Source organism: Aestuariibacter salexigens DSM 15300 (assembly GCF_000429145.1).
Classification (GTDB): Bacteria; Pseudomonadota; Gammaproteobacteria; order Enterobacterales; family Alteromonadaceae; genus Aestuariibacter; species Aestuariibacter salexigens.
In genome coordinates this window covers 96,479-116,556 of the sequence record NZ_AUBH01000006.1, presented here as the reverse complement: position 1 = coordinate 116,556, position 20,078 = coordinate 96,479, and the positions used below count along the sequence as shown (strand labels likewise).

Genomic DNA, 20,078 nt, shown 5'->3' with positions numbered 1-20,078 from the left:
AGAGACGCGGTGTCGAAGACCAGCGTAAAGACTGCTGGAAAACCGTAATTATATGCGATTCTGTGACCTGTTACCATTTATTCGCGTTCAGATAGGGCGTATGCTTGAAATGTTGGGGTCGTCACCGAAGGAGAATATGTGAAGACGTTTCAATTTTGTAGCAAGCCTGTTAGAAGCTTGTCGTTAGCAGCAGCACTCGTTGTACTTTCAGCATGCAGTCAAAAAACCAGTCAAGAACATATTGAGGCTGCACAAGCCTTTGTCCAGAATCAACAGCTTGATGCTGCCATCGTTGAACTCAAGAATGCGGTTCAACTTGAACCTCGCTCAGCACAAGCCCGCTTTGAATTAGGTAAAGTTTACGTACAAACCGGCGATTTCGCCTCAGCAGAAAAGGAACTGAACCGAGCCCTGGAATATGGCTACTCAGCGGCCAAAGTTATTCCGTTGCTGTCACAGGCCTATCAGCGCACCGGCGCTCTCAATGCACTCAGTGACGTTGACCATAACGCCGAGGGATTAACAGCAGTAGAAGCCGCAGAGGTCGGTTTCTATAAAGTGCAGTCGCTGGTGCAGCTTGAAAAATTTGATGAAGCTAGAGTACTCATAGAAGAACTGCAGAGCATTGATACCAGCTCGGTTTATAAAGGTCTGACGCAAACCTTTGTGCCACTACTGGACGAAAACTATGACGCAGCGCTAACGCAACTTGTGGCATTGCGCGAGCAATCGCCGCTCAACCGTGATGTGTTGACGCTGCTAGCCCGCACATACCTACTGACTGATCAGCGTGAGCAAGCCGCCGAAGTTTATAAAGATTATTTACGTACCGGCGTTGATGACATTCAGACGCAGTTTGTGCTGGCGAATTTGCTGGTAGAGCTGGGTAAGCCCGCAGAGGCCGAGCCCTATGTTGATGAGTTGCTGGAGCGCGGTGCTGAAAACCCTACGCTCGATCAGCTTAAAGGTATTATTTTGGCGTCTCGCAACGACCACAAAAATGCCCTTGAGTATCTGGAAAAATCTATTCGCGAAGGGCTCAATGCGCCCGTTGCCCGTTTAGTGGCTGGGTTTTCTGCCTATCAGATACAGGACTATGAAGCGACCAATCGCCACCTTTCCATGATCGCAAGCATCCTGCCTGATAACCATCCAGGTTTGAAACTGCTGGCAGCCAGCCAGTTGCAACTGGGTATGAGCAGTGAAGCCTCAGACGTATTAGGCAGAATTGAGCAACTTGATCAGACTGATGCGCCGTTATTCTCGCGTGCAGGTTATGAGTTGCTGCGCAGTGGTGATGTCAAACAGGCACAGCAAGTCGTTGAACGGACCTCACAGATCAGTACGACGGCTGAAGATCTTACCCGTCTCGGGGTGTTGCAACTGTCACTGAACAATATTGAAGGGATTGTCAATCTTGAACAGGCAGTTGAGCAGGCACCAGAATCAGTGACTGCACAGTCGACACTGGCCACCGCTTATCTGGCGACCGAACAGTTAGATAAAGCGATGGAGCTGGCGCAGAGTTGGAAGCAATCTTCTCCTGACTCCGTGCGCCCTTATCTACTGGCAGGACAAGTCTATATGCGTCAGCAGAATTTCACTGCCGCAGAATCAGAGTTGAATGCAGCGCTTAACATGCAGCCAAACAATCCTGAAGTGCGTATGGGATTGGCTAATTTGGCATTACTGACAGAAGATCAGGCGTTGGCGCAGCAGCGGCTAAGTGATCTATTGAATGTACAAAGCGATTATGTGCCTGCCCTGGCGGCCAATTATCTGATCAAACGTGAACAAGGCCAGGCTGAAGCCGGTATTAAACCGATAGCTGACGTGCTGGCCAGAGACGCCAATAATGTTACCGTGCGCTTATTATTGGGTCGTATTTATTTGTTTGAAGGAAATGTGGCGCAGTCGCTAGCCACCCTCAACCCCATTAAGCCAGATAGCACAACGCCCTCAGCATATTGGCAGACCAGAGGGCAGGCGTTGTTACGAAGTAACGATATGGCCGCCGCTGAAACCCATTATGCAGCATGGTTGCAGGCTTATCCTCTGGATTTGGGTGCAACCCTGGGACAGCTTACGCTGTATGATAATCAGGGCGAGTTTGGTAAAGGGTTGGAGTTAACCCGCGCGTTTCTGGATAAACGCGACGATGTGCAGGTAGCGGTGTTACACACCTACTTTCTGGTCATGAATCAACAGGTTGAGGAAGCAAAAACCGCACTGAATAATCTCCCTGAACAAGCCCGTGCACTGCCCTTTGTCAGCGGTGTTGAGGCGCGTTTATTGATTCTGCAGAATAATTTCGAAGACGCCTTACCGAAGGCAAAAGTGGCGTTTGAGAATCTGCCCAACACCCGCAATTTAGTATTGTACGTGCTGGCAATGGACCGCACTGGTAATCAGGCGGACGCCATCACTATTCTGGAACGATTTGTTAGCGAGAATCCTAATGATATTCGCGCTGCGATGCTGTTGGCCGAACGTCAGATTGGCGTGGACACGCCAAGTGCGATTGCCAGTTACGAGAGAACGCTTGAACTCAACCGTAACAACTATGTAGTGCTGAATAATCTGGCATTCTTGTATTTGCAGGATGGAAAGGTTGATGAAGCGATGCAACTTGCCGAAGAGGCCGTTGCGATTCAACCCAACAATGTTGCTGCCGTCGATACGCTTGCGCAGGTTTACATTGCTGCGGGTGAGTTGGATAAAGCGGTGGATAGCTACGCCAGAGTGATGAATCAGCCTGTCGACAATGAAGAAATTTATCTGAACTACGTTGAAGCCTTGTTCAAAACAGGTAAATCACAGCAGGCTAATCGTCGACTGGAACAGCGCGAGTTCGCGCTGCCTGAGTCACAAACAAGGGCCGCTGCATTAAAGCAGCAATACGGCTCATAACTGCGGGTTGATATGATGTAAGCGACCGATTAAGCCCGGTCGCTTTTTTTATCCTGCTGCAAACTAGCCAACTGTGACTGGATTTGTTGTAACTGCAGCGTAATGTCTTTAAGGGTGGGCTCTTCATTGCCTTCCTGTGACAGTTTTTCTGCTCTGGCCTTTTCGTGTTCCTGTTCCATCACATTGACCACGATGCCAATCACCATATTCAGGAAGGCAAACGCGGACAGGAAAATAAAGGTTAAATAGAAAATCCAGCTGAGTGGATATACCTCCATGGTTTCATACATCACGTCAGTCCAGTCTTCAAACGTCATTACCCTGAACAGCGTGAGAAGGGCAAGCGCAATGTCACCCCACAGTACAGGGTTGATTTGACTGAAGAAGGTCGCACCGACTGCCGCGTAGATATAGAAAATGATAAACATTAGCAACATCACGTAACCGAGCTGGGGTAAGGCTTTAACCAGGGATACCAGCAATATGCGTAGCTCAGGAATGATAGATATCATCCTCAAGACCCTGAATACCCTCACCAAACGTGCAATGACTGCGGACTCACTATTATCGATGGGGATAATACTGACCAGTACAATCAGGGTGTCGAACACATTCCAGAAATTTTTGAAAAACTGTGACTTCTTCTCTTCGGCGACAAAGCGAATGGTGATTTCGGTTAGGAAAAACAGGGTGATGAAAAGATCCATCGCTTTCAGTGCCATCATTACGCTGGGCGGTTGCTCAAACGTCTTGGCACCAACCAGTACCGCACTCAACAGGATCACACCTATCACAAAAAGCTCAAACGCTTTATTCGAACGGATCTGAATAAATTTCTGTTGTAATGATGAAGCTTGCATGACGTTGTTGCTCAATAATTTGTAACGGCTGGCCGAAGCAGGATTATGGGTCCATTGCGACGTAATGCAACCTCATAGATGCTTAAAAACAGGCAAAAAAAACCGGCGAAACGCCGGTTCATGCAAAACCAGTTGAGCCGCTATTGTGCCGCGGCTAGTCCTTGGTTGATCGCGACTACGTCGCTTTCAGCTAGCGTTCCGGCAGCCTGCTTAAGACTCATCATATTAATGACATAGTTATAGCGAGCACGAGACAGGTTGCGACGGGCATCGAACAGGTTGCGGGTCGACTGCAACACATCCACTATGGTTCGGGTGCCGACTTCAAAACCTGCTTCAGTGGCCCGTAGCGCACTTTCCGCAGATACGACGGCCTGCTCAAACGCCTTGATGCTGGAAATGTTTGCTGTCACGTCGTAGTAGTTTGAACGCACGTTTCTGGTTGCCTGACGACGCAAACGTTCTCTGTCTTCACTGGCATTAACGAAATCAAAGCGTGCGGCTTCAGCATTGTTAGATACTCGTCCGCCCTGATAAAGCGGCAAACTCATTTCAACACCGATAAATTGCGTGTTCTCTCGAATGCCGTTGAGAAATGCCCGCGGATCGCCTGCTTCGATATTATTGATTGTGCGTTTGCCGGTGTTTAAACGACCGCTAAGGTCAAACGTCGGATAGTGACCAGAGGTCGCAATGTCAATGTCTTCTTTGGCAATATCTACAGCAATGTTGGCGACCAGTACCTGCAGGTTCTGCTCTTCCGCCATGCGTTGCCATTCGTTGATATCTGTCGGGCTGGGTGATGCTGTGCTAAAACGGCTGGTATCCAGTTTTTCAATGTCCGAATAATAGTTGCCGGTTATCTCGCGCAGCGCTTCTTTTGAAATTTCAACTGCATTGAATGCAGCAATTTCATTGGCAACCGCGGTATCATACTGTGCCTGGGCTTCATGTACACCTGTGATAGCTGTAAGGCCAACTTCAAAACGCTGTTTGGTTTGTTCCAACTGTCGCTCGATAGCGCGCTTTTCTGCCTGTGCAAATTCTAAATCGTCTTTTGCACGCAACACGTCAAAATATGCCTGAGTAACACGCAAAATCAGATTTTGTTTGGCCTGACCATAGGCGGCGTCGGCCTGATTAGCGACGAGTTCTGCACGATCATAGCCAGACCAGTTGGCAGCGCTCCAGATAGACTGGCGCAATGACAGCGTGGCGCCTTCATCGTCGAAATCAGCATCACCACGGGTGAGTCCATACGACATGGAAAGGGAGATTTGTGGCAACAGATTGGCACGGCTGATATCGACGGCCGATACCGCGGCATCACGACGGGCTTTGGCTTGCAGCGTGGTAGGATCGTTCTGTTGAGCTTCCTGATAAATTTGCAGTAAGTCTGCGCCTAGTGCGCTGGTGCTGCTGCCCAATGCAACGAGCAGCGCCAAAAGTGTTTTTTTCATGCGACGTTCCTTTAGTGAATGTGTGTCGATGATGGTTTCGTATTTGTTGTTGTTAAGTGTATAAAAATCAAGGCATAAAGCGCGACGTATTAGTCGTAACAGTGCTCGTTCAAGTGTAACAGAATATGTGTCCAGGCTGATTATTTTCACTGTTGTTGGGTGCGAATTACGCAGTTTGATTGAGAACCGACAGAATAAATGCCACTCTTTAACGCTATTTCGGCCGCTCAAGATCAGGACGTAAAGTGGAAAAAATACAGCAGTTTGGCAAACAAGACGCTGAAGTATTACACACGGAAACCCTGTTTCAGGGATTCTTTAAAATGGTCAAGTATCAGGTACGTCATCGTCTGTATGCCGGTGGGTGGAGCGATACCGTGGTTCGGGAGATTTTTGAACGCGGACATGCCGTTGCCGTTTTACCATATGACCCTGTGCTACGAGAGTTTGTGTTGATAGAGCAATTTCGGGTTGGCGCAATGGCAACGTCTGAGACGCCGTGGTTGCTGGAGGTAGTGGCCGGAATTATTGACCCCGGTGAGTCTCCTGAACAGGTATGTATGCGCGAAGCGCAAGAAGAGGCTGGGCTGGAATTACTCTCGTTGCACCATGCGCTGAGTTACCTTTCCAGTCCGGGAGGGACAACGGAGCGCTTACATATCTACATTGCCAGGGTAGATGCGAGCAACGCAGGCGGTATACATGGGCTGGAATACGAAAATGAAGATATACTGGTACATCGAATCAAGGAAAATGACGCCAGACAGCTGCTCGAATCGGGCAAAATCGATAACGCAGCCAGCGTGATTGCACTACAATGGTTTTTCTTGCACCGGCAGAATTTGATAAATGAGTGGAAGGTTGACTGAACGACAAGCTAAAAAATATGTACCAAACGTACCGGGGTTGCACGCCATATGCGACAGCAACTATGCCGGTTTGATGCGCTTGTTGCCCGACTGTGATACCGAAGATTTGAGTTATCGCTTCAGCGTCAACGACACCTTGCAGTTTCAGATTAAGATCATTGAGTCCAGCCGCTACACCAGTACCCTGGAAGTCACCCAGATTAATACGCTGAATAACCAGATACCAAATGCACAGATGCAGGTGCGTCTCTACCACGATGCAAAAATGGCCGAAGTGATAAGCAGCCAGCGGATATCGGCATTCAAGGCAAGCTATGCGTATCCTAATCGTAATATGCATCAAAAGAATGAAAAAGAAATGGTTAATGTGTTTCTGGCTGACTGGCTAAAATTCTGCTTATTACAACAGCGCACCACGGTCTCCCGCGTATAAACATTCTGCATGCAATCGATCACTATCGCGCAGCTTAGCGACTGCCACCTGTTTGAAGATGAGCAATATTGCGGATATGGCAACACCAACCCCTATCGCTCACTGCAGCAGGTCGTCTCTGTTATCAAACGCCATGTGCCTGACATGGTTCTGGTGACCGGGGATATTAGCGGTGATGACAGCCGTGACAGTTATGCGCATTTTCTGCATCTGATTGAGCAATGCGTATCGCTTAAAGATATGTATGTGATCGCCGGAAATCATGACCAGAATCCGTGGTTTGACCGTATGTTAGAACGCCATATACTCAATCAGGACAGACCTCTGCAGTTGCCTGGCTGGGTTTTACACGGTGTGGATAGTCGCTATCGCGGTACATTGGGGCAGGTGTCAGAAAATGCCATGCAGCGACTGATTAGCAGTATTAAAAATCTGCCAGAGTTGCGCCATTGTGTTGCCGTACACCATCACCCACTGGCCTGTCAGGGATGGATTGACAAGCACGCTTTGGTCAATGGTGAAGAGTTTATGAGCGGGCTGGCCACATGCCAGCAGGCAACTCTCGTGCTGCATGGACATGTACATATGCAACGCCAGCAGGCACATGCGCACCTTGAGGTGCTGGGTGTACCGTCCACCTGTTGGCAGTGGAGTAACAGCAAAGGTTTTGCTGTATCGGACGAGAAGCCCGGATTCAGGCTCATTACACTGTTTGAAGACGGGCGTTATAAAAGCGAAGTAATCAGACTATCTGAATAGGAGAAAATCTTGTCCACAGTCGTTGTCTACCTGCATGGCTTTCAGTCATCACCGCAGTCTGAAAAGGCGCAGCAGACGCTCGCGTATCTCTCCAGACACCATCCTGATATTGATGTACACATCCCTCAGCTAGCGCCTTACCCAGAAGTGGTAAAAGCCCAGCTATTGCAGCTTGTTGGTTCATTGAATGGTCAGGAGCTGCGCTTCATTGGAAGTTCGATGGGCGGTTTTTTAAGTACCTGGCTGGTTGAGCAGTTTGGTGGTAAAGCGGTACTGATTAACCCTGCAGTACGGCCGTTTGAACTGTTTAAAGACTATCTGGGTGAACATGAGAATCCGTATACTGGCGAACGCTTTACGCTCCAGGAAGCCCACATTGACCAGTTGAAAGCGATGTATTGCGAGACATTGCAAACGCCATCACGGTATAAGGTACTGCTGCAGACCGGCGACGAAACGTTGGACTATCGGCAGGCACAGGAAAAATATCAGGGTGGGGAGTTGATTATCGAGCAGGGCGGTGACCACAGTTTTCAGGATTATGCCCGGCATTTGCCCGACATCATGGCGTTTCTGGAAGTGACGAACGACTAAGGTCTTGCTAACATCATCCAAGTAGCTTGTTAGGCAAATAACGATAACCACAACTAAAGCGCCGTAGCCATTATGAGTAACCAATATACCGCTGATGCCATTGAGGTCCTGAACGGCCTTGAGCCAGTCAAACGCCGTCCCGGCATGTATACCGACACAACCCGTCCCAACCACCTTGGACAGGAAGTCATTGATAACAGTGTGGATGAGGCACTGGCCGGGCACGCATCGTCGATAAAAGTCGTGCTGCATGAAGATCAGAGTCTCGAGGTCATCGACGATGGCCGAGGTATGCCGGTAGATATCCACCCTGAAGAGGGTATTTCGGGTGTTGAATTAATCATGTCGAAGTTACATGCCGGTGGTAAGTTCTCGAACAAAAATTATCAGTTCTCAGGCGGTCTGCACGGTGTGGGTATCTCGGTTGTTAATGCGCTGTCTAGACGCGTAGAAGTTACCATTCGACGTGATAGTAACGTCTACCGTATTGCGTTTGAGAACGGTGACAAGGTAGAAGAATTAAATATTATCGATAGCTGCGGGCGTCGTAATACGGGCACTGCGGTGCGCTTCTGGCCAGATTCACAGTACTTTGACTCTGCTAAATTCTCCGTCAGTAAGATGAAGCACGTGTTGCGCGCCAAGGCCGTGCTGTGTCCGGGTTTGCGCATTCGTTTTGACGATAAAATCAATAAAGAGTCGACAGAATGGCATTATGAAGACGGTCTGCGTGATTATCTGTATCAGTCAGTCAAAGACTTCGAAACCTTGCCGCAGGATGAGCCATTTGTCGGCAAATTTTCAGGCAACCACGAAGAGGCCGATTGGGCTGTAATGTGGCTGCCAGAAGGTGGTGAGATGGTTACCGAAAGCTACGTCAATTTGATCCCCACAGCTCAAGGCGGGACCCACGTTAACGGGTTACGTCAGGGCCTGTTGGAATCTATGCGCGAGTTTTGCGAGTTTCGCAATCTGCTGCCCCGAGGCATCAAGCTGACCCCTGAGGACATCTGGGATCGCTGTAGCTATATTTTGTCGACTAAGATGCAGGATCCACAATTTGCCGGACAAACCAAAGAGCGTTTGTCTTCAAGACAGGCGGCAGCATTTGTTTCTGGCGTAGTAAAGGATGCGTTTAGCCTGTGGCTTAACCAGCACACCGATGTTGCCGAGCAACTCGCGGAAATGTGCATCAACAACGCGCAGCGACGTTTACGACAGAATAAGAAAGTGGCGCGCAAGAAGGTCACCCAAGGCCCGGCGTTACCGGGGAAACTGACTGACTGTTCGTCGCAGGATATCACTCAATCAGAACTGTTTCTGGTGGAAGGGGACTCGGCAGGAGGCAGCGCCAAGCAGGCCAGAGACAGAGAGTTTCAGGCTATCATGCCGCTCAGAGGAAAGATCCTCAATAGCTGGGAAGTGGACTCTTCACAGGTGCTGGCATCACAGGAAATCCACGATATTTCTGTGGCATTGGGCATTGACCCTGACAGTGAAGACTTAAGCGGTCTGCGCTATGGCAAAGTATGCATTTTGGCTGATGCCGACTCGGATGGTTTGCACATCGCCACGCTGTTGTGCGCACTGTTTGTCAGACATTTTAAATCCCTGGTTGAGCACGGCCATGTGTATGTGGCTATGCCACCTCTGTTTCGAATCGATGTCGGTAAAGAGGTGTTTTATGCGCTTGATGAAGGAGAGAAGCAGGGAATACTGGATCGCATCGAAGCAGAGAAAAAACGCGGTAAGGTCAATGTGCAGCGCTTCAAAGGGCTGGGTGAAATGAATCCACTGCAACTGCGTGAAACCACGATGGATCCCAACACTCGCAGGCTGGTGCAGCTTACCGTTTCAGATGCACAGGACATGATGGAACTGATGGATATGCTGCTTGCTAAAAAGCGGGCGTCGGATCGAAAAGACTGGCTCGAGACCAAGGGCAATCTGGCGGTCGTGGCATAGTGTGTTCAGGTGTAACGGTCATGTTACTGCTCCATCGCTAGCGCCAATGCACCCAAAAGGCCTGACTTATCTTTCAAAGCTGGCATGACGACAATGTCCTGAAACGATCTATGCTGTGGAAGGGTAATGTAACCAGCCAAGCTCTGTGCAAGATAGTGCTGAATGCTTTCAAGCAGAGAGCTCTGCTGCATGACGCCTCCACCGAGGATAATGCGTTGCGGACTGAATGAAAGCATCAGGTTATGGCATAGTCGGGCCAGGACCTTCGCTTCAACAACCCAGGCTTCGTGATCTGGTTGCAGAGACTCTGCTGAGCATTTCCAAATTTTTTTCATAGACGTCCCGGAGGCAAGACCTTCGACACAACAGCCATGGAACGGGCAGGTACCACCGATACCCTCTATCTCTCCTATCAACATGTGACCTATCTCTGGATGATTCAAACCATGCAAAGGACGACCATTTATAATGACGCCGCCTCCAACGCCTGTCCCCACAGTCACATAAATTGCGACATCACATGCCTTCGCAGCACCCCACTTGTATTCAGCAAGGGCTGCCGCGTTGACGTCCGTATCTATACTCACTGAACAACCAAGCTCGTCTTGTAAGATGTTCATGATAGGCGTATTTGACCAATGTGGCTTCGGCGTGTTTGCTATATACCCAAATTGTAATGAGTCAGGGTTGAGATCAAGCGGTCCAAAACAGCCAAGGCCCAATGATGTGAACTGATGGCCTTTTACTTTCTGTTGACTAAAAAAATCTACGACCTGTCCTAGGGTCTCATCAGGCGTTGATGTGGGAAATCGCTGCTCTGCTATGATGTTGCGTTCGGCATCTATAATTGCACAGTTAAACTTAGTGCCACCACCTTCAACGGCTGCATAGTATTGTCTTTCGCGCATGCGCTGCCTTTCAACCAGCATGTTATGCAGCGTGATAACTCGTGAACTCTATAAGCATAGGTGTTCTCAACACGCCTTTAACAAAACGTAAAGTGTCGGAGGAGCTATCATCATCCCTGTTCAAAAAAGCAGCCCTCAACATCGGAACGACGGTGTTAGCCGCCAGTGGCTAACACCATTGCGATATTTCAACTTTCTACGGGGCGCAATTTCCTTTGTTTGTTTCAGCAGCTGTCACCTCGAATGTGCCAGATGTATCACCTGATAATTCAAGATACTGACTGGTGGGGCTGTACAGTGCTGAAATAATTTCAAAATTGTATATCCCGTAGCTATAAATATTGAGCAAAAAGTAAGCTGTAAACTGCGCGGTCAGATAGCCTTGTAACACTACTGGTGAGCTACCTGGCGGGGTCACTTCCAATGTCAGATAAATATTGTTTGCGATAATCTGATTTAGTACCGCAAACGTGATGAGATATTCCAATATGCTGGGCGAGCTCTGGCCATGATCCGTATGATTAACGCAGTTTTCGACTTGCGTTGCCTCCAACACAGGAAGGGGAGTCTCTACGGTTCCATAATCGACCATGGTATAGCCAAGTCGGTCGTGCTGCTGATCAGTATATTCAACGCGTATATCGACATCGCTTTCCAAATCTGTTCCAGGTACTTCAAACTCAAGATACACGCCATCAGGAATGGGGGAGTCACTGTAAACTCTGATGCCGCCGCCTATGGTCTCTACCATCATGCCTTCAGGAAGATCATTTAAGAATGCCATGCTTGGCCAGCGCGGTTTTTGTAAGCCGTGTATAAACTCGAAATCGTAGATTGTGCCAACTAAATTATCAGGCAGGTCGAGTTGAAGTTTATATTGGTCTGTTTGGCCGTCTAGCTCTTGCCACAACGAGCTACTGTCGAATGTGGGTGTTTGCGTATGAGTCAGGCTGTTGCGCGAAAAGTTACGTGCATCGGCTTGCGCGTTATCGGCAGCAATTGCCGCTTCAACTGCCATATTCCAGCTCTCAGGATCAATACCGGTAAGGTTCGCAAAGAAGCTTAACTCAGCTACAGAGAAGTGCTCTTTCTTGGCTTGGTCGTACCCGAGGCTTCCGTGAGTTTCCTGCTCATTTGAGCCTGCAAAGTACGATTCGACGATCCCGTCTACATTGCTGGCAAAACCGCCACTAAAGCAGGTAATGTTCTGGAATAAAATATGGACACCTTTATCAGAAAGCGTTTTCAGCCAGGTGGCCATTTCATCATCCCAGAGGACTTCGTTGCCCCACAGATTAATGCCCTCATGGAATGCAACTTTGTCGGCCTTATCACCGTCCATGTTCCAATCAACGCCACCGTCAATTATATCAATGTAAAAATCACCATTAGTGTCGCGGCCGATTTCCGTCCAGGTGTCGCCGTTCTCTCGATCAATAACAAAGCGGACGCCATCCCACCTGAGTCGGACGTCATCGCTGCCATCACCATCCGTGTCCCAACTGTTGGTTCTATAGGCGACAGGATTGGCTGAGAGTTTGTCGGCAAAGTAAGAAATGGCAAAACCATAATCGCTGGTTAAACTTCCATCATTATTTAAATCGATACCAATATCAGTCTCGGGGAAAATATTACTGTCTCCTGCATCTACGCTGGATTTTAATTCCCACTTTCCAGACTCTCCGTTCGTGCCGGGAGTCCACTGATACAATCTGGAATCACCCGTACCAGTTTGGTTATACAGCCACAACTTGTCGCGAATTGTCTGTTTAGCAGCTGCATAAATGACTTTCTTGCGCGCATCTATTTTGAATGTATTCTCATCATATTGAAGTCCTTCTGTAGCTTCAGCACTGCCCGGAGTAGCAATACGAGCGCCGCGATAGCCTTCTTCTGGTGAGTACCCTGTGCCGTGGTCACTGACAAATATCGTCAAAGTGCAGCTGCCAGGCATATTTGCAGCCAACTCATCCAGGTAGGCTTTTATTTTGCTTTTACCTGCATCAGAGTCGACGATGTTACTGTTATTAACGTTTATTGTGCCGCCATTGTTGTAATACACACCTATCTGGTCGTCGCCAAATCCAAGCTCTTTGAGCTTTTTGAATCCCTCAGCGACACCATTCTGATACTCCTTGCTGTTATTCAGCGCGTCAATTCCTCCGCTGATGATCAAGGCACGGTCACAAGCCTGGGCCTGATTTGGTGTGACGTCGTTTACGTGGTAATACACCGGTGGCAAAGGTTGGATATGATTGTGAGTCGGGTGCGAGGCTCTGGAAGTACTATGATAATCATCATCGCCTGAACCCTGTACAGTATTCGGATCTACACTGGGGACGAACAAGTCAAAATCCCAGGTATCACGTGTCCTTGCCTCTTCTATTTGAGTGAACTTCTCCACGTTAATAAGAGGTATAGAGTCGTCAATACTAGTGTCATCAGTATCGGAATAGTTCGTCACTGTGCCGTAAACCATAATTAGACTTTCATTCCAGTCATCTGCAGGTAACACACCGGTGAGCACTGCTACGGAGTGATGATCAAAGCCTTCACGAACCGTTAACCGCAAGGGGTGATCGACAAGCATGCCTTCTATTGCCAGGTTGTATTCGCTATTACCGAAATAACCTACAACCCACACTTTCTCCCCAACGAAGTCATCTAACACAAGTGCGAGCTCGTGAACGAATATGGCAGTTTGTATTTCTGAAGCGGGGATAGAGTTGTCGATGATGGCGGTAACTTGCACATCTACTGAGTCAGTGTCACTTGCGCCTTCATTATCTGTGACAGTAAGTTCAAATGTAAGGGTTTCATCTTCGCTGATGTCAGGAGCAGTAAACGTCGGGTTTGCAACGGCTGAGTCAGAAAGTGTGACATCCGTTCCGCTCGTTTGCTGCCATTCGTAGCTATCAATATTCCCATCGTCATCACTACTTCCAGAGCCGTTTAACGTGACTTCTGATTGTTCATCAACTACCTGATCAACCCCTGCGTTCGCAGTGGGAGCATCATTAACTGGTGTAACAGTGATACTTACGCTGTCGCTCTCGCTCGCACCTTCGTTGTCGACTGCAGTCAACTCAAAGATTATTTCATCCACTACCGTCAACACCGGTGAAGTGAAAGTAGGATTTGTGATGCTCGTGTCAGATAAGGTTACCGTAGGACCATCGAGTTGATTCCAGTCGATGCTGGTTATTGAACCGTCACTATCACTTACCACCCCATCTAATGTTACCGTAGTCTGCTCGTTGACAGTCTGGTCGATACCTGCATCTACTGAAGGACTCGCATTGACCGGATTAACTGTCACTGAAACACTATCAACGCCACTTTCGCCCTCATTGTCGGTCACGGTCAAATCAAAGGTTAATGTTTCGGCTACCGTTAACGTCGGCGCGGTGAATGTCGGTTGAGAGTCTGATGCATCGCTTAATGCGACGTTACTACCACCAGTTTGCTGCCAGTTGTAATAATCAATGCTGCCGTCGTCGTCGCTACTTGCTGACCCGTCCAGTGTAACTAATGATTGTTCACTGACAGCCTGATCTGGCCCAGCTATGGCAATTGGTGGTGCGTTAACCGGGTTGACTGTAACATCTACACTGTCCGTGGAAGTATCTCCATCGTCATCAGTAACGGTTAATTCAAATGTTAATGTTTCAGCTACAGTAAGTGTTGGCGCTGTGAATGTAGACGTTGCGGCAGAGTCAGAGCCTAACGTGACCGAGCTTCCTGCCGTTTGACGCCATGAGTATGAAGATATCGTGCCATCACTGTCGTTACTTCCGCTACCATCGAGTGTTACTGTGGTCTGCTCATCAACATTTTGGTCGCTGCCAGCGTCAGCATTGGGCGCTACATTACTAGGTGGCGTGTCGTCGTCATCGTTGTTGTCATTATTACTGTCACTGCCGCAGGCGCTGAGGATAAAAACAAAAATAATTAGTGACAGTAGTTTGGCTAGTTTTGTCATAGTGATGGTCTCATTCAATCGAGGATTAACCAACACAACTGGCTATTGCATCCAAGCTTTAGTATCTCTAAAGCTTAGTAGAGCGTTGTCTCATTGCACAATTTTTTGTTTCTTGCCAGTAGCAAGAGTACGAATTTCATCCCGAAGATACTGACAAATTGTCAACGTCAACCTACGCTTATAGGGATACATCATTGCATGGATGAACTTCTCCAGAAACTATGGATACAGTGCGGATCATACTCAGCGGATTAATCTTGACGTTATGCGCTGAAAATATTCAGGCAAGAAAGCAGAATACAATGACTGACGACGTCGCTGTGCGCATCTATCTGGATTCTGTATCAAGAGATAGCTTTGAGTCTTCTCCGGATATTACGCCTTTTAAGCGATTGTCTGAGCTTATGAAACGCTCTGAACTCGATTATAAAATTATTTTTCTGCCATGGAACAGAGCTTTGGCTGAGGTGCAATCTGTTCCCAACAGTCTTATCTATCAGCTGCTTAGGACGGACCAGCGTGAGAACCAATACATCTGGATTATGCCTGCCACCGATATGGAACCTATGCTGCTGGTTGGGCGGTCCGGCATGACGTCAGACTTATTAAAGACAGAGGTGGTAGACGGTAGATTTTCCGCCGCGTGCTTCATGGGCTCAGCGCAGTGTGAGCAATTACTCGCATTTGGGTTTCGGGAAAGCAATTTACTGCGCACATCTCGCGTCGAACCCTTTCATTTAGAAAGCCTGCTGGTAGGTGAAAGAGTAGATTTTATTGCTGCATTTGAATCTTCGTTGCAGCAACCTCTTGCAGATATAAGTGATCTGCATGGGCAATATAGCAGTTATGCAATATTAGACGATTCTGTGGATTACCTGGCTGCAGCAAAAGGCATGGTTAAACCAACAATTATTCAGCGCCTTAAATTAGCGGCAGTTCGGCTCGGTAAGGACTCTGGCGAGTAATCCTTAACAACACGCTTTCAGGCATGCATAAAAAGACTCATGTAACCATCGTCGGTGCCGGTATCAGCGGCCTCTATCTGGCCTATTGTCTGCAACAGCGACAGGTCCCATTCACCTTACTTGAGATGCGAACCCGCACTGGGGGGCGCATCTATTCCCCCGGCGGCTATGATTTCGGTCCAGCGTGGTTCTGGCGTGGTCATAATCGCGTTATCGCATTGTTGAATGAGTTAGACATTGACTACTATCTTCAACAGGACGATGGCTTTGGTCTGTATCAAGCGCCCGACCGAATTCAACGTCTACCACAGGGATACACTGGCGAGGCGTTTAGGATTGCAGGCGGATGGCAGAGTGTAACTGATGCGCTGGCAAGGCAGATAGATAGCAACTCTGTTTATTTAGGATGCACAGTACGAGAAATTCACAAAGACGCAGAGCAATTTACGTTGCACATCGAACAAAGCGAGCAGGCAATGTTCGCAAGCCATGTTGCGCTAGCCATTCCCCCAAGGCTAATTGCTCAGAATGTGGCGTTTTCTCCGCCTCTATCTGATGCATATATTGATGAGCTTGCCAGCACCCCTACCTGGATGGGCAGTCATGCGAAGGCCATGATTCGTTACGACAAACCATTCTGGCGCGAAAAAGGCTTCAGCGGCACTGCCTTGAGCGCCACAGGTCCGTTAATGCAAATACACGATGCCTCCTTACCTGAGTCATCAGAAGCCGCATTATTCGGATTTATCGGTTTGTCTGCCGATGAGCGCAATACACTCGCTGAGCAACTTGAAGTGGCCATTGTTGAGCAACTCAGCAGCTTATTTGGTGATCACGCTAGACGGGTTAAGGCAGTTGAGATAGTTGATTGGAGTAATGAGACCGCCACGTCCGCAGTGAGCGACCGTGAGCCGCTCAATCACCATCCAGTTTATGGACTCAGTCAGACTGAGTTTTTCGATGGCAGGTTGCACTTTTGTGCAACCGAAACCGCCGACCACTATGGTGGCTTTGTGGAAGGTGCGCTGCAAGCATCCCTGCGCGCCTTTCAGCGCATTATTCAGGACACTGAATAAATCGGCTGCGCTGCCTGCGAGGATGGCGAAGGTTGATAAAGTCTCGCCATAACCTGTTGAGTGATCTGTTGTTGGATCCTGGCCGCTTCGTTAGTGGGGCAGAACATCGCAATAGTCAGCGTGGTTTTAGCATACTGGTTGGTGTCCAGCGCAACAACTGGATCGATAGCGATAAATTCAATATCCAGATGCCGTTCAATAAGTGATTTATAACGCTCAGCGATATCACGAAAATGTTCACAGCGCTCTTTGGCCAGCTGCTCAATCTGACGCAGATATTGAAAAACGGGTACAGAAGGCTCAAACGTCATCGTGAACTCATGCATGGTATAGCGGCGCAGGAAGTTCATGTTTTTCACGGTTTGTGTAACAAGCTGGCTGTTGGGTATATAAACATGCTTGCCCGTATAGTCCAATGTCTCTTCATCCACCTCAAGCAAGGCTGTTTTGGCCCAGTCAATGGTGACCACTTCGCCCATAATATTGCCTCGCAGATGGATCCAGTCTCCGACTCGAAACGGCTTGGCACCCAAATAGTAAATAAACCCAAGAAAGCACTGAATAAACTCTTTGGTGGCTAGCACAATAGCGACCGTAAATGCCGCAATAGAAATGGCAAAATGTTGCACTTCACTTGACCAAATCGCCAGTATCACCAACAAAATAAAGGCATTGGAAAGTTGTTTGAAGGTATTGATATGGTGACGTTTGTCTTCACCTTTCAGCTTGCTCCGGGCACGCATGCTGCGGGCGATAAGCTGATTTATTAGTATAAGCGATGCGATGACAACAAGTGTCGTGATCCCTTTGTAGTTAGTGGCGAGCTGAGCAACAACGTGAAGCTGTTGGGTGATTTCAGTTAACAATGTTCCTCCATGTTTTCATTCTGGCAGTAAAGCAAAACGGAGCCAGATGGCCCCGTTTATAATGTGTAATGTTGTCCGTTATGCGCGGATCTGTCCGGTGCCCGAGACCAGGAACTTCTCTGTTGTCAGAGATTCCAGCCCCATGGGACCATAAGCATGCAGCTTGGTTGTGGCGATACCTATTTCGGCGCCAAGACCAAGCTCCCCGCCGTCTGAGAAACGTGACGATGCATTCACCATCACCACAGACGCGTCAACACTACGCTGGAAGCGCTTGGCGGCAACATCATCTCTGGTGCAGATGACTTCAGTGTGGTTACTGCCAAACTGGGCAATATGCTTAATTGCACCATCCATATCCGGCACCGTGCGCACGGCAATTTCAAGATCCAGATACTCCTGACCGAAATCTTCGATGTTGTAGCGGGTCGCTTTATCGAAGTACGTGTGCGACTTATAGCAGGCGTTCACTTTCACGCCGTGCTCTTGCAATGCCTTCGCTGCCATAGGTAAAAAGTCACCGGCGATCGCTTCGTGAACAATCAGCCCCTCCAGTGCGTTACATACACCGGTGCGCTGTGTTTTACCGTTCACCAGCAGGTTCAGTGCGGTGTCCAGGTCTGCATCTTTGTCGACATACAAATGACACACCCCTTTGAAGTGCTGGATCACAGGGATTTTACTGTTATCCGTCACATACTGAATCAAACCCTCGCCACCGCGAGGAATGATCACGTCAATATGATCGCGCTGTTCCATGAGCTCCTGCATCAGCTTTCTGTCAGCATCGGGTACGACACTGATAAGCTCTGCTGGCAACTCGTGAACACGCAGTACGCTTTGCAAAATCTCGGCGATAACTTTACTGGTTTGCAGTGCTTCTTTACCACAGCGCAAAATGACTGCGTTACCTGATTTAAAACATAACGCGCCAGCGTCGGCGGTGACGTTTGGACGCGCCTCGTAAATCATACAGACAACACCGAGCGGAACCCGCATTTTACTGATATGCAGACCATTCGGACGCTCTTCCACTAAACGCTGCTGTCCAACTGGATCAGGCAGAGAGGCAATCTTCTCTATGCCCGCTGCCATCGCTTCTACGCGGTCTGTGTCCAGCGTCAGGCGGTCAATCATTGCTTCAGCAAGATTGTTTTTGGCTGCTTCGGCGACTTCTTTCTTGTTTGCTTCAAGAATGAATACGGTGTTTTCGCGCAGTGCAGCAGCCATGTCCAGCAGTACTTTGTTTTTAAACTCAGTGTCTGCGACAGACAGCACCTGGGCTGCCTGTGCTGCATCTTTAGATAGTTCTGTAATTAAACTCATGAATCCTCCAGTACTGCGATATTTTTATCTGAAATAATTGGGCCGGTCTTATCCTGGAACGCGCTGGCAAATTTCTCGTCGTCCTGTTCGGCCAAAAAGTTAAGCAAGCAACTGCTGTAATTCGACTTTGCTTTGGCGAGTTTGGTGCCATCATCTTTACGCACAAGAATAGTGTCGCCGACTGCAAAGTCCCCTTCGACTGACACAATCGATTCCGGTGTCAGCTGCTCAGTTTCTTCGTTCAATGCGGCATCAAAATCATTATTCACAATGACCGCGCCTTGCGCTTTGGATGTATGTGTCATCCAATGTACCGCTTCCTGCATAGGCTCATCATATGGCTGAAAGTGCGTGCCGGGGTTTTTGCCTTCCAGCAGCATATTGAACGAAAGCTCCGTAAAGCCATTGATAATGAACGTATTAATGCCATGTGAGGTGGCCTTCTCCGCGGCCTGAATTTTTGTTTTCATGCCACCGGTACCTACATCACTGGTGGCACCACCCGCCATGGCATAAATTTCATCATCAATTTCGTTTACCCACGACAACAAAGTTGCATCATCGTTGGTATGTGGGTTTTTATCGTACAAACCATCAACGTCAGAACAGATGATCAGCGCGTCAGCGTCGGCTGCGGCAGCCACCATGGCTGACAAATTGTCGTTGTCACCCACCTTCAGCTTGTCCGTAGTGATGGTGTCGTTTTCATTAATGATCGGCAAAATACCGTTGTCCAGCAGACTGAAAATAGTGTCTTTGACGCTCACGTAGCGGTCGCGATGACGCAGGTCAGCGTGGGTCAACAGTACCTGTGCTGATGGAAAGTCAAACAGCTTATCCCAGGTGGCCATCATTTCCGTTTGTCCGGCCGCTGCCATTGCTTTCTTTGTTGTGATATCTACCTTGTCAGTGTCGGGAAACAGGTGCTTACCTGCCGCCACGGAACCAGACGAGACCAATACCACCTGCACGCCCGCTGCACGACAGCGCACGATAAATTGCGCAATGCTGAGCAGGTAATGACTACTGCAGCCTTGTTGATTTGGGGCGATGAGCGCACTGCCCACTTTGACGACAATGCGCTTCCAGTTGTACTTATTCATTT

The 20,078-nt window shown here is 48.6% G+C and carries 15 protein-coding genes; 8 read left to right on the top strand and 7 right to left on the bottom strand.

Features of this window, described 5'->3' with window-relative positions; translation table 11 throughout:
* The first annotated feature begins 138 nt into the window (after nt 1–138).
* Nucleotides 139–2,910 carry an XrtA/PEP-CTERM system TPR-repeat protein PrsT gene (gene prsT / locus G441_RS0110795; RefSeq protein ID WP_026376366.1) on the top strand — a complete coding sequence of 924 codons (2,772 nt, stop codon included), beginning with the start codon at nt 139–141 and terminating at the stop codon, nt 2,908–2,910.
* A 29-nt stretch (nt 2,911–2,939) separates the two neighbouring features.
* On the opposite strand, the gene G441_RS0110790 is transcribed toward prsT, so the two are convergent.
* Entirely contained in the window at nt 2,940–3,770 is an 831-nt protein-coding gene (locus G441_RS0110790) for an ion transporter (protein ID WP_026376365.1), read from the bottom strand.
* Between the two features lie 140 nt (nt 3,771–3,910).
* Nucleotides 3,911–5,230: an outer membrane channel protein TolC gene (gene tolC / locus G441_RS0110785; protein ID WP_026376364.1), complete on the bottom strand. Its 1,320-nt coding sequence runs from the start codon at nt 5,228–5,230 to the stop codon at nt 3,911–3,913.
* A gap of 245 nt (nt 5,231–5,475) precedes the next feature.
* On the opposite strand from tolC, the gene nudF reads away from it, so the two are divergent.
* From nudF to parE, 5 genes are all read left to right on the top strand, one after another.
* Entirely contained in the window at nt 5,476–6,099 is a 624-nt protein-coding gene (gene nudF / locus G441_RS0110780; protein WP_026376363.1) for an ADP-ribose diphosphatase, read from the top strand.
* Nucleotides 6,092–6,532, top strand: a complete 441-nt coding sequence (locus G441_RS0110775) for a DUF1249 domain-containing protein (RefSeq protein WP_084407348.1) — start codon at nt 6,092–6,094, stop codon at nt 6,530–6,532. Before nudF ends, G441_RS0110775 begins: the two co-directional genes overlap by 8 nt.
* Nucleotides 6,533–6,541: 9 nt before the next feature.
* Nucleotides 6,542–7,291, top strand: coding sequence for a metallophosphoesterase family protein (locus G441_RS0110770; RefSeq protein ID WP_026376361.1), 750 nt, complete (start codon nt 6,542–6,544; stop codon nt 7,289–7,291).
* A gap of 9 nt (nt 7,292–7,300) precedes the next feature.
* On the top strand, nt 7,301–7,885 hold the full coding sequence (locus G441_RS0110765) for a YqiA/YcfP family alpha/beta fold hydrolase (protein WP_026376360.1): 585 nt from the start codon (nt 7,301–7,303) through the stop codon (nt 7,883–7,885).
* 72 nt (nt 7,886–7,957) lie between these two features.
* Nucleotides 7,958–9,850, top strand: coding sequence for a DNA topoisomerase IV subunit B (parE, locus tag G441_RS0110760; protein WP_026376359.1), 1,893 nt, complete (start codon nt 7,958–7,960; stop codon nt 9,848–9,850).
* 23 nt (nt 9,851–9,873) lie between these two features.
* Here parE and G441_RS0110755 read toward each other — a convergent pair whose 3' ends face one another.
* Entirely contained in the window at nt 9,874–10,758 is an 885-nt protein-coding gene (locus G441_RS0110755; protein WP_026376358.1) for an ROK family protein, read from the bottom strand.
* A 196-nt stretch (nt 10,759–10,954) separates the two neighbouring features.
* Complete coding sequence (locus G441_RS0110750) at nt 10,955–14,740, bottom strand: PKD domain-containing protein (protein ID WP_026376357.1); 3,786 nt, start codon at nt 14,738–14,740, stop codon at nt 10,955–10,957.
* Nucleotides 14,741–15,042: 302 nt separating this feature from the next.
* Here G441_RS0110750 and G441_RS0110745 point away from each other — a divergent pair, with 302 nt between their 5' ends.
* Both G441_RS0110745 and G441_RS18490 read left to right on the top strand, forming a co-directional pair.
* Nucleotides 15,043–15,705: a hypothetical protein gene (locus G441_RS0110745; protein WP_156896349.1), complete on the top strand. Its 663-nt coding sequence runs from the start codon at nt 15,043–15,045 to the stop codon at nt 15,703–15,705.
* A 23-nt stretch (nt 15,706–15,728) separates the two neighbouring features.
* The gene (locus G441_RS18490) at nt 15,729–16,781 is read left to right on the top strand and encodes a flavin monoamine oxidase family protein (protein ID WP_051275529.1); all 1,053 of its coding nucleotides are present in this window, start codon (nt 15,729–15,731) and stop codon (nt 16,779–16,781) included.
* On the opposite strand, the gene G441_RS18485 is transcribed toward G441_RS18490, so the two are convergent.
* From G441_RS18485 to proB, 3 genes are all read right to left on the bottom strand, one after another.
* Nucleotides 16,766–17,647 (bottom strand): mechanosensitive ion channel family protein, encoded by an 882-nt coding sequence (locus G441_RS18485; protein ID WP_051275527.1) that lies wholly within the window; start codon nt 17,645–17,647, stop codon nt 16,766–16,768. The two genes, G441_RS18490 and G441_RS18485, sit on opposite strands and share 16 nt — an antisense overlap.
* Nucleotides 17,648–17,725: 78 nt before the next feature.
* Nucleotides 17,726–18,973: a glutamate-5-semialdehyde dehydrogenase gene (locus tag G441_RS0110730; protein WP_026376355.1), complete on the bottom strand. Its 1,248-nt coding sequence runs from the start codon at nt 18,971–18,973 to the stop codon at nt 17,726–17,728.
* Complete coding sequence (gene proB / locus G441_RS0110725; RefSeq protein ID WP_026376354.1) at nt 18,970–20,076, bottom strand: glutamate 5-kinase; 1,107 nt, start codon at nt 20,074–20,076, stop codon at nt 18,970–18,972. Before proB ends, G441_RS0110730 begins: the two co-directional genes overlap by 4 nt.
* Between the last annotated feature and the right edge of the window lie 2 nt (nt 20,077–20,078).

What these genes read in the sequence shown, in the direction of transcription:
- tolC (WP_026376364.1), bottom strand. Translation starts at nt 5,230, where the DNA reads ATGAAAAAAACACTTTTGGCGCTGCTCGTTGCATTGGGCAGCAGCACC.
- G441_RS0110770 (WP_026376361.1), top strand. Translation starts at nt 6,542, where the DNA reads ATGCAATCGATCACTATCGCGCAGCTTAGCGACTGCCACCTGTTTGAA.
- G441_RS0110755 (WP_026376358.1), bottom strand. Translation starts at nt 10,758, where the DNA reads ATGCGCGAAAGACAATACTATGCAGCCGTTGAAGGTGGTGGCACTAAG.
- parE (WP_026376359.1), top strand. Translation starts at nt 7,958, where the DNA reads ATGAGTAACCAATATACCGCTGATGCCATTGAGGTCCTGAACGGCCTT.
- G441_RS18490 (WP_051275529.1), top strand. Translation starts at nt 15,729, where the DNA reads ATGCATAAAAAGACTCATGTAACCATCGTCGGTGCCGGTATCAGCGGC.
- G441_RS0110790 (WP_026376365.1), bottom strand. Translation starts at nt 3,770, where the DNA reads ATGCAAGCTTCATCATTACAACAGAAATTTATTCAGATCCGTTCGAAT.
- G441_RS0110730 (WP_026376355.1), bottom strand. Translation starts at nt 18,973, where the DNA reads ATGAGTTTAATTACAGAACTATCTAAAGATGCAGCACAGGCAGCCCAG.
- G441_RS0110745 (WP_156896349.1), top strand. Translation starts at nt 15,043, where the DNA reads ATGACTGACGACGTCGCTGTGCGCATCTATCTGGATTCTGTATCAAGA.
- proB (WP_026376354.1), bottom strand. Translation starts at nt 20,076, where the DNA reads ATGAATAAGTACAACTGGAAGCGCATTGTCGTCAAAGTGGGCAGTGCG.
- G441_RS0110750 (WP_026376357.1), bottom strand. Translation starts at nt 14,740, where the DNA reads ATGACAAAACTAGCCAAACTACTGTCACTAATTATTTTTGTTTTTATC.